Annotated in this window: 11 protein-coding genes; 4 read left to right on the top strand and 7 right to left on the bottom strand. The window is 55.2% G+C overall.

What is annotated here, in order from left to right; translation table 11 throughout:
* Positions 1-885: D-2-hydroxyacid dehydrogenase (locus ABYP39_RS05625; protein ID WP_372781493.1), on the top strand; the 885-nt coding region annotated here is incomplete at its 5' end.
* Here ABYP39_RS05625 and ABYP39_RS05620 read toward each other — a convergent pair.
* Positions 878-1,345 carry a hypothetical protein gene (locus tag ABYP39_RS05620; protein ID WP_372781491.1) on the bottom strand — a complete coding sequence of 156 codons (468 nt, stop codon included), beginning with the start codon at positions 1,343-1,345 and terminating at the stop codon, positions 878-880. The two genes, ABYP39_RS05625 and ABYP39_RS05620, sit on opposite strands and share 8 nt — an antisense overlap.
* 154 nt (positions 1,346-1,499) lie before the next feature.
* On the opposite strand from ABYP39_RS05620, the gene ABYP39_RS05615 reads away from it, so the two are divergent.
* Positions 1,500-2,273 carry a glucose 1-dehydrogenase gene (locus ABYP39_RS05615; RefSeq protein ID WP_372748651.1) on the top strand — a complete coding sequence of 258 codons (774 nt, stop codon included), beginning with the start codon at positions 1,500-1,502 and terminating at the stop codon, positions 2,271-2,273.
* Positions 2,274-2,344: 71 nt separating this feature from the next.
* On the opposite strand, the gene ABYP39_RS05610 is transcribed toward ABYP39_RS05615, so the two are convergent.
* Together ABYP39_RS05610 and ABYP39_RS05605 are read right to left on the bottom strand one after the other, a co-directional pair.
* Positions 2,345-2,551 carry a type II citrate synthase gene (locus ABYP39_RS05610; protein ID WP_372748652.1) on the bottom strand — a complete coding sequence of 69 codons (207 nt, stop codon included), beginning with the start codon at positions 2,549-2,551 and terminating at the stop codon, positions 2,345-2,347.
* A gap of 15 nt (positions 2,552-2,566) precedes the next feature.
* The gene (locus ABYP39_RS05605; protein WP_372748653.1) at positions 2,567-2,908 is read right to left on the bottom strand and encodes a septum formation initiator family protein; all 342 of its coding nucleotides are present in this window, start codon (positions 2,906-2,908) and stop codon (positions 2,567-2,569) included.
* Between the two features lie 107 nt (positions 2,909-3,015).
* On the opposite strand from ABYP39_RS05605, the gene ABYP39_RS05600 reads away from it, so the two are divergent.
* The gene (locus ABYP39_RS05600; protein WP_372748654.1) at positions 3,016-4,296 is read left to right on the top strand and encodes a CinA family nicotinamide mononucleotide deamidase-related protein; all 1,281 of its coding nucleotides are present in this window, start codon (positions 3,016-3,018) and stop codon (positions 4,294-4,296) included.
* Here ABYP39_RS05600 and ABYP39_RS05595 read toward each other — a convergent pair.
* Positions 4,284-4,709 (bottom strand): SRPBCC family protein, encoded by a 426-nt coding sequence (locus ABYP39_RS05595; protein ID WP_372758268.1) that lies wholly within the window; start codon positions 4,707-4,709, stop codon positions 4,284-4,286. The two genes, ABYP39_RS05600 and ABYP39_RS05595, sit on opposite strands and share 13 nt — an antisense overlap.
* 200 nt (positions 4,710-4,909) lie before the next feature.
* Between ABYP39_RS05595 and ABYP39_RS05590 the strand changes: the two genes are divergently transcribed.
* On the top strand, positions 4,910-6,760 hold the full coding sequence (locus tag ABYP39_RS05590) for a radical SAM protein (protein ID WP_372781489.1): 1,851 nt from the start codon (positions 4,910-4,912) through the stop codon (positions 6,758-6,760).
* A gap of 15 nt (positions 6,761-6,775) precedes the next feature.
* Here the strand turns inward: ABYP39_RS05590 and ABYP39_RS05585 are convergent, their stop codons facing one another.
* The 3 genes from ABYP39_RS05585 to ABYP39_RS05575 are packed head-to-tail and all read right to left on the bottom strand — an operon-like array spanning position 6,776 to position 9,525.
* Entirely contained in the window at positions 6,776-7,180 is a 405-nt protein-coding gene (locus tag ABYP39_RS05585) for an HIT family protein (RefSeq protein ID WP_372748115.1), read from the bottom strand.
* Between the two features lie 6 nt (positions 7,181-7,186).
* Positions 7,187-9,244 (bottom strand): tRNA(Met) cytidine acetyltransferase TmcA, encoded by a 2,058-nt coding sequence (locus ABYP39_RS05580; protein WP_372748116.1) that lies wholly within the window; start codon positions 9,242-9,244, stop codon positions 7,187-7,189.
* A complete protein-coding gene (locus ABYP39_RS05575; RefSeq protein ID WP_372748117.1) occupies positions 9,238-9,525 on the bottom strand; it encodes a hypothetical protein in 288 nt (95 codons plus the stop codon). The genes ABYP39_RS05580 and ABYP39_RS05575 overlap by 7 nt, the downstream gene beginning before the upstream one ends.
* Positions 9,526-9,529: the final 4 nt, after the last annotated feature.

Genomic DNA, 9,529 nt, shown 5'->3' with positions numbered 1-9,529 from the left:
GAGTACTCACTGCCCGACACCTTACCGGGCCGCTTACTCGACACGGATATAGCGTTGACCAACAAGGTTCCGCTCGACCAGCATGTGCTGTCGCGTTTACCACACCTGAAATTGATTGTGGTCTTAGCCACCGGGGTTAACAATATTGATCTGGAGGCTGCTCGCCGCCAGAAAATTGGCGTGTGTAACAACGTCGATTACGCCACGAACTCACTGGTAGAACACACACTGGCGCTCATGCTTGCGTTGGCGCGCCACCTACCCTATTACCAGCAAACGGTGCAACAGGGAGGCTGGCAACGCAGCACGCAATTTTGCCTGTTGGACCAACCTTTAATTGGCCTTGCGGGGAAAAAGCTGGGAATTATCGGCGCCGGCAATTCAGGCCGCGCCGTAGCAAAAGTCGCACGCGCCATGGGGATGAAAACAGCAGCATTGCAATCTTTTTCGGCCGAGACGCAACAGGAAGCGGCATTACCTAGAGAGGGGTTAACCACTTTGCTGGCTACGAGCGATGTCATTTCCATCCATTGCCCGCTGAGCGATCAGACGCGCAACCTGATCGATGAAGCAGAATTGCAACTGATGAAACGTGGTGCCTTATTGATCAACACCTCACGCGGAGGCATTGTCAATGAACGCGCACTGGCGCGCGCGTTGAGCAAAGGCCAGCTTGGCGGCGCCGCCACCGATGTGCTGACCGAAGAGCCCCCGCGTAACGGGAACCCACTGTTATCCCTGAAACATCCGAACCTGATCATCACACCACACAATGCCTGGGGTAGCCGTGAATCCCGGCAGGCACTGATTGCCCAATCGGCAGAGATTATTCAGGCCTTTCAGGCAGGAAACCTCATAAACTGCGTCAATGATCCTCTTACTTGAGTGGCACCACTACGCTAATTTCACCGCCATCAACGTTTTCCATGCGCTTTTCGGTGGCTGGCTCTTCTATCATATAAAGCTTACCTTTCCATTTAACCGCCGGTTTTGGTTCCTGGCTCTGGAAAAAGTTGGGAGCCTGGCTTTTTTCAGAAAACAGATACTGCTGTTCTGACTCAGCAGGAAGCACTAGATTCAAATCCAGAGGCTGAGCCAACGCTTTACCTGCATTTGCAGCATCAGCCGAAATGCTCTCGCCGCTGGTTTGACCGTCACCCCCTCCCTCATCGGCAGGTGCAACCGTGCCGGAAGACGGCGCCCCCAGCTCCGTGATACTGGTGACATCCGTCACTGCCGTATCACCATGCCCATCGCCGCCAGTTGACTCCATTTTACCGCAGCCAGTAAACAGCAGACCAAGACAGACAACCATACACAACTGCAAAACCACTGTGCCTTTCATTACAACACCCTATAAATATTCAGGTTTAAACCCGCCGCTTTAACGCTAAGACAAGCACGCCCAACAAGAGTTCGTCCGAATGGGTTAGTTGCCGCGCTTGAACCGGCTATCTCGGCGGGATTAAATAGCGCCACACTAACAAAGAGGAAATACCATGGGACGACTAGATGGTAAAGTTGCCATTATTACTGGCGCCGCGCGCGGCATGGGCGAGACGACGGCCCGACTGTTCGCCAAGGAGGGTGCACAAGTGGTTATTGGCGATGTCCTCGACAAGGAAGGCCAGGCGGTTGCGGATAGCATCGGAGAGCAGGCTCATTATCTGCATCTCGACGTAACCAGTGAAGCTGACTGGCAAAAAGCTGTTGCCCTGGCGTCCTCGCTGGGCAGTTACAATGTACTGGTCAACAATGCAGCTATTCTATACTACGCCGCGATCACCGAGGCCACTCCCGACGATTATCTAAAGGTTATCCGGGTCAATCAACTGGGCCCCTACATCGGCATCCGTGAATCTTTTGCCGCCATGAAAGCGGCCGGTGGCGGGTCAATCATCAACATCTCGTCCATCGACGGCCTGCAGTCAAAAAATGGACTCAGCGCTTACTCCTCGACCAAATGGGCCCTACGCGGGCTGACCAAATCCGCCGCCCTGGAGTATGGACCCCACAACATTCGGGTAAACACGGTACATCCTGGAGGAGTCTTCACGGCCATGCATGCCGCCGGTGATAAAACGGAGCCCAATGACGACGACAATGCCTTTTATGTCAATCACCCCCTGCCACGGGTGGGTCTGCCCATAGAAATAGCCAATATGTCGCTGTATCTCGCGTCTGACGACAGTAGTTATTCGACAGGCTCAGAATTTATCGTTGACGGTGGCTGGAATGCCGGCATGCGGTTGGATTTGCTGCCCACATCCTGATTAAGAAGTGATGAAGACGGTGCCGCGCGGCGCCGTCTGACCGAAGATTTTGCTCTATTAACCCCAGCGACTTAAAGAGCCTCATCGACACCGATGTAATCAATTCGCGGGTAGGAAACCCACTTGAAGCTGTGCGGATGGCCGCAAATCATGCATTGATGGGGTGTTTCCCCTGTTTTTTGATCAGTGGCGCCACATTTTTCGACCATGCCGTGATCGCACTTGTCGCAGACGTAGTTGACCTCGACCGTTTGTACCTTGCGTTTGACCTCACCCACCGCGAGCCCCCTCTGTTATTTTGGTGAACGTGACTCATCCTGCTGACGCTTATCACGCAACGCCTGCTCCGCCTTGCGCAATTCGTTTTCCAATACCGTCAACATGCTGTTCCAACCGGTGACCAACGCTTCACTGGCATCATCTACAAGCGTATCAAGGTCTTTACCCTGAAGTTCGGCGAGCTCCTGCCGCAGTCGCTCATTGTCTTCCTTGACCGTTTGCAACTCCGCTCGCAGCGCACTCAACTCACGCGCAAGGTCGCGCTGATATTCCCGCCCCTGCTGATATTGATACCCCTGCAAGCCCAACGCACATACAGCAATCACAGCAACAACTATCAACCCAATACGATTCATAAAGGCCTTCTACCAAGCGGTAATAATTGTATTTAGCCTACAAGCGCACTACTCTTTTCACAAGAGTATTTCCCTCGGGAAAACCCGCTAATAATTTGAGAATTAGAATGAAAGTTGAACTGCTGCTCACCGGCAACGAAATCATGTCTGGCGATATTGTCGACTCCAATTCAGCCATGATGGCAGATCTTCTGGGCCAGCATGGCTGGCGTATTGCCCGCAAAGTAACACTGGGCGATGACCTACCGGAACTGGTTGACGAAATTAAAGCACAAACCCGCAGCAGCCAGGTGCTGATCATCAATGGCGGGCTGGGGCCAACGGTAGACGACCTGACCGCCAAGGCTCTGGCACTGGCTGCCAATGTACCACTGACCGAACACCCTGACGCCATGGCACATCTGGAGCACTGGTGTGGCAAACGCAACTACGCCATCAACGAAGCCAATCGCAAGCAAGCTATCCTGCCGAAAGGCTGCGAAATACTTGCCAATGAAACCGGCAGCGCTGTAGGTATTTTTCTCACGATTAACGACTGCCTGATCTTTGCTACTCCAGGCGTACCCTCCGAGCTGCGACTCATGTTTAAACACGAAGTGTTGCCGCGCCTGTGCAAACGCTTTGCGCCGGGAGCCGTGGAAACACGACGCCTGCTGGTTTTTGGCCGCGGCGAATCCACTTTACAGGAACTCATATCCAATCAGTATCCCGACTGGCCAGCCGAGATCGAGCTCGGCTTTCGCGCTTCCATGCCGGCACTGGAAGTCAAACTGACGACACGCTCTGCCAATCAGAGCTTGCTGGATACCTGGCAGCAACGCCTGATCGACGATATTTTTCAGGATACCTATATTGCCAACGCGCCCTCCAGTCTGGCGCAGGCAGCCGTCGACGCACTGTATCGGGAACAGTTGCACGTGGCCACGGCCGAATCCTGCACCGGTGGCATGGTTGCCAGCCAGCTTACCGACATAGCCGGCGCATCACAGGTGTTTGAGGCAGGTTGGGTAACCTATTCCAATGCGATGAAGCAGGCGCAATTGGGCGTTCCGGCTGAGGCCCTGGAACACTACGGCGCGGTTAGTAAGCCAGTCGCCGAGGCCATGGCCAATGGCGCGCTGCGGCACAGCGGAGCCGATATCGCCGTGGCGGTAACCGGCATTGCCGGCCCTGATGGCGGCACCGAACAAAAGCCCGTTGGCACGGTCTGGATCGCTCTCGCCACACGCGACAACGTTTACAGCTACCCGCTTCACATACCCCTTGGACGGAGCCTATTCAGAGCCTGGGTGAGCGCACTGTGCCTGGATTTGATACGTCGCTGCGCGCTGGGCTACAGTCTGCATCCTGGCTACATGGAGCGCTATCTGGTCGATCAGGCCGACTGAGCCAGGTGCTCATCAAGCCATTGCAGCATCATGGCGTAAATCCCCTTAACCGCTTCTGCTGACTCGGTCTCACTGGCACCGGCGGGCACAAACTCACCGAACCAATCAACCCGACAACGGGTGTCATCAATTGCGGTCACTCGGGGGCCAGCCAGATAATCGGTGACGGGCATGGGGTTGCCATGAGGAATGGTATAACGCAACTCCCTAGCTTGATGATCAATGGATTGCAGTACCTCATCAATAGGCTCCATCTCCGGCATAAATATCCGGCGGGTCATTCCTACGCCCTCGCCAATAAGCTCAACCCGGTCCATACCCGGCGCCCAACTGATATCACCAAAATTTGCCAGCACTGCCCATACCTGATCGGCTGGAACCGTAAATTCACGGCTTACCACTACCTCTGTCACTGTCCTTTACTCCCTTTACCAAAATATCGCCACTATTGGCCTGATACGCCGCTACCGGCTTAAAAAATGCTAATGCCCCTGCACACAAAGGCTGTTAGGCTAGCCTTTTAACTTTGCATAACTAACACGAATATAATATTACGATGCCTGCTCACGCTCTCTCTGCCACGTATATCCAGCGTCCCGTTTGGCTACTCAGCATGGATTCAGACCAGTTTTACGCCGCGCCGACCACCACTGGCGGGCTGAAAGCCTATTTCCAGCGCTACAGCGTCCAACCTGACGCGGCCGACATTTCACTGGTGCATTTTCGCGACGGAGACCAGGCGCTGGCCTGGCCCGAAACCTGGCGCAAGCAACACCTCGCAACAGCTGAAGCCGCCCTCGCCGCAGGCATTCGCCCCATTATCGGTTTTAGCTTTTACACCTGGAATGCCGCAGAATTTCTGGCCATTGCCCGCGACATCAAGCAGGCATGCCCGGAAGCGCTGCTGGTGGCCGGCGGGCCTCACGTGCAACAGGCAGAAGACTACCTCTTTGATGAACCCCTTGACCTCATCGTTCTGGGTGAGGGAGAGACAACATTTCAGGAAATTATCGACAATCCAGAACGCGACAACTGGGCCGGCATTGATGGCTTGGCCTACCTCGACGGCGACACCCTGGTAAAAACCCGCGAGCGCAATCGGCGCATGGATCTTGACAGCCTGCCCTCGGCGCTGGAGGTCGTGCCGCTCACCGACGCTGAAGGCAAAGCACTGTATGATTCAATTTCCTATGAAACCAGCCGCGGCTGTCCTTTCAAATGCGCGTTTTGCGAATGGGGAACCGGTGCTATCGGCACCAAGATGTACCAATTTTCGATGGAGCGTATCGAACGCGACTGGCGCCAGATTGTCGGTTCCGGCATCAAGGACATCTGGTTGGCGGACTCCAACTTTGGCGCACTGAAAGACGACCTTGCCAAAGCCGAATTGATCTGCGAACTCAAAAGCGAAACCGGCTATCCCAGCACCTTTGCCACTTCCTGGTCTAAAAAACACAGTCCGCGCGTGCAGGAAATTGTGTTGCTGCTGAATCGGCATGGCCTGCTGCCCCACTATCAGCTGGCGCTTCAGACTCTAACGCCACTGGCACTGGAACTCAGCAATCGCCAGAATATGGCATCCAACAAGTATGAGCCGATCGCCAAACAGATGGCAGAACAGGGCGTACCCATCGCCGCAGAACTCATCTGGGGGCTACCCGGCGACAACCTGCGCGATTTCGAAAGCAATCTGGATCAGTTGCTAGCCACCTTCCCCAACATCAATATATTCGGATATACCCTGTTGCCGGGCACCGAATTCTACGAAAAACGCAATGAATACCAGATTCAGACCATACCGGTAGCGGGCTATGGCAAGGCCAAAGGCGAATACGTGGTGGGTTGCCATACCTTCAGCCGCGACGAGGGCTTTGAAGGCTATTTCCTGATCAGCTCACATATCCTGTTTGTTCACGGCCACCTGCTGCCGCTCACCACCCGCTTCCTCGCGCTGTCGAACTGCAGCGGCATATCGACCCTGTTGCGCTCGCTGTTGCGCGACTGTCTAGAAGAATACCGGGAAGAACTGGGAGGTCTCGATGCCAGCGACCGGATGGCCGTGTATGAACAGCGTGCGAAAATTTATCTGGCCCTGCTGCAGTCGCCACAGCGCAGCTATCGCCTGCTGGAAACCAGAATGTGCGAGTGGCTTGTCGAACAGGGCCACTCTGGTGAGTTTATCGAGCAACTGCGTTGCGTGTTGGCGCTGGACAAAACCCTGAGCCCCCGCATTGGCGGCAAGCACAGCGCCTGGCAACACTTTGAATTTGATGCGCAAAGCCTACTGAAAAGTCTAAGCGCCATGGAATTGCCAGAGTGGGGGCTCTTGCAGAATCAACAGCAGGACGTGCTGATTGAAACACCCGGCGGTGTCGGCGACATTCTAAAGGACCCTGACGGTGGTAGCTGGCTGAAAGGTAATATTCAACGCAGCGCCATCGTTGTGGATCGCCTGCCTGCCTGAATTAGTCGCAGGGCTTCAAAGGCCCTGCGTACCCAGCTCGGCGCGTAACCGCTCTGCTTCCCGCGCCAGATCTTGCCCATCAGCGGGTGCCGCATTAGCAAAATTGGCATCTTCCATACGATTGATTGGCACCAGATGCAGGTGCGTATGCGGCACTTCCAGCCCGACAATCTGCAGCGATACGCGCTGACAATCGTAAACCGCCTTCTGCGCCTTGGAGATTGCCCGCGCTACAGACAGACAATGGTTGGCCAGCGCTTGAGGCATATCGTCCCAGTGATCTATTTCCTCAACCGGAATAACCAGAACATGCCCTGCACAAATCGGGGCAATAGTCATAATGGCGACGGCCTGTTCATCACGCCAGATAAAATGCCCGGGCAGCTCACCTGCAATGATTCGACTGAAAATAGTAGCCATTGTCGTTTATCCCTCCAGTGACAAAATAAATCGATACGCCTGCCGCAAGCGCTGCTCCAGTGCTTTACGACCAGCAAGTTGAAATTCATCGGCAAGATTTTTCCACGAATGACCCTGCAATACTTTTTTCAGAGCGAGCGCGACATCTTCGGTTTCAGGTAATCCAACAGGACAGTTCGCCAAATAGGAATACAAACCCGCATAGGCATGCTCGTAGGCTATTTCACCTACTGCAAATCTCTGGGCATCACGTCTTGCAGCACCGTTGACCCGAATCGTAAGATCGCGCGCGTTGAGTAGCCCAAGAGCCACCTTCCAATCCAGCTCACTAAATATTTCACGCAACTGCAGGGGAAAGTCTTGTGCAAACCGCTCGCAGACCGGTGTAAGAACCCGCGCCGCTAATTCCGACAATGGCCGCGCGACCAACAGCGCTCGGCTGCCACTACAGGGGTCGCGTCGAATGCCCAGGCGCAACGGCACATAGTCAGCGCCCAACCAGAAAGGTAATACATCACTGTCAGCAGCAAAACTGGAGGCGACGTAATCCAAGCCCTCAGCCAGAGAAAAATTCTCTATTTCGCCCAGTAATAATCGGCCGAGGCCGCGGCGGCGCACAGATTGATGAACCGCGATGCGACTGACACGTGCACAGCGCATACGCAGGCCCTCATCGACACCCAAATGGTAAGTGAGGGATTGTGGCAACAGATGCCCCTGCAGGCGTCGCTGCCCCTGTTGCACCGGATCAAGCCAGGTATCGGGCAGCCCACCCTCCTCCATAACCAGCGCGGCCCCCAGTACCGCCCCATTTTCGCTGCGCAGCACAAAAACGCTGGTGGCCAGTGAATCCATCAACTGCTGCAAATCCGAAGGTGACGTTTGATAATGCGCTGCAACCAATAATCCGAAGATCTGTCTTAACAAGTCTTCGTCTGCAAGCAAGGCCATTTTATCAACCCACTCCACGCGCAGCTTATCATCTGTGTTAGAAGGCGCGGATACGGGTTCTGCATCCAGCAGAAAACAACGGTTCAAAAAGCCTTCGAGTGGATCTCCCTCACTCCAGCGAATAGGCTCCTGAAGTTCAGCCAGGTGCCACTGCGGGGCTATTCGATCAAGGGAGTCAGCGAAACGAATATCAAAGCCGCGCCCCGACCCCTCGTAGCCATGTACTGTGGTGGCAAACACTACCCGCGGATAGCGTTTTACCATTGCCTCAAGCAGAGCGGGTGGGATCGCCGCAGCTTCATCTACCAGCAGAATGCGCCCCGGCGGACTGTGCTTCAATAATTGATCTGGCGGGTAATACACCATTTCGCTGTCGCCAACGACCAGCGCGCTAGCGCTGGCATCCTCGCTGCGCCCCACTGCCTCAGTCGCATGATTGAACAGCGTAACAACCGACTGGCGACGCGGTGCTGTAATCAGGATGTTGCCCGTGTCTTCTTGCAGAAACTCGGCGGCACACAGGCCCAATAACGCAGATTTACCGCGCCCCCGGTCAGCGCGAATCACCAGCGGCCGGCGACGATGCCCGTGCAGCACCCTGCGTACCAGCGCCATAACCTCCAACTGGTCTGCCGTAGGCAGTGACGCATCAGCAGCCAGGGTAGGAAATGGCGCGTCCGGCACCGTCCAGCCCGAGGTTTGCGAGTAGTGATAGCGCTGAGGATACTGCTCAATGCAGCGCAGCACATGCTGCCAATAATGACTGGGAGAACCGTCGTCGCAGGTAAAATAGCTGTACCAGTCTTGCGGAGCCGGTGCCAACACCAGCAATAGACCGCTGCGGACAAGGCAGCCGCCACTCGCCGCAAGGGTATTGAGGTCTGGCCGCGCGTAGAGGTCCCATAACAGCAGGTCGCACTCCTGGCCGAGAAGAGTCGATTTTGCGGTAGGCTCAACGCCCGCGACGGTATGGCTACCAACTAGCAGCACGTCGCCAGACAGCGATTCCAGCACCTGTGCCGCCGCAGTGTTTACCCAACCGCGCTCACCGCTCAGAAACAGCAACCCACGACAGCCACTTTGCTGGAGTTTCTGCAACAGTGCGCTCAGCACGACGGATACACCGGAGCCCGTTTCATATGGCTGTGCAACACCAGCGCATCCGCACACTGATATATGCTTGCCACTTCATCACCAAGGTGCCGACCGCAGCTTTCCACAATCATCTGCGATATCTGGGCCAGGTTGAGCAACCCACCATCTACACAAGCCTGCATATATCCCTCCAGATAAAAACGCTGCGCAGGCGGCACATCACTGCCCTCGGCAAAAGCTCGAAAATAGGCGTCCAGTGCGTCGCGTATCGTATCTTCTGGCGTATCGGAGGTCATCATGGTT

This window comes from Litorivivens sp., assembly GCF_041625495.1.
Lineage (GTDB): Bacteria > Pseudomonadota > Gammaproteobacteria > Pseudomonadales > Spongiibacteraceae > Litorivivens.
This window is presented reverse-complemented; position numbering and strand designations above follow the sequence as displayed.

Bases quoted from the DNA above. Each gene is read 5' to 3' on its own strand.
- ABYP39_RS05620 (WP_372781491.1), bottom strand. From the start codon at position 1,345: ATGAAAGGCACAGTGGTTTTGCAGTTGTGTATGGTTGTCTGTCTTGGT.
- ABYP39_RS05615 (WP_372748651.1), top strand. From the start codon at position 1,500: ATGGGACGACTAGATGGTAAAGTTGCCATTATTACTGGCGCCGCGCGC.
- ABYP39_RS05605 (WP_372748653.1), bottom strand. From the start codon at position 2,908: ATGAATCGTATTGGGTTGATAGTTGTTGCTGTGATTGCTGTATGTGCG.
- ABYP39_RS05600 (WP_372748654.1), top strand. From the start codon at position 3,016: ATGAAAGTTGAACTGCTGCTCACCGGCAACGAAATCATGTCTGGCGAT.
- ABYP39_RS05590 (WP_372781489.1), top strand. From the start codon at position 4,910: ATGGATTCAGACCAGTTTTACGCCGCGCCGACCACCACTGGCGGGCTG.
- ABYP39_RS05585 (WP_372748115.1), bottom strand. From the start codon at position 7,180: ATGGCTACTATTTTCAGTCGAATCATTGCAGGTGAGCTGCCCGGGCAT.
- ABYP39_RS05575 (WP_372748117.1), bottom strand. From the start codon at position 9,525: ATGATGACCTCCGATACGCCAGAAGATACGATACGCGACGCACTGGAC.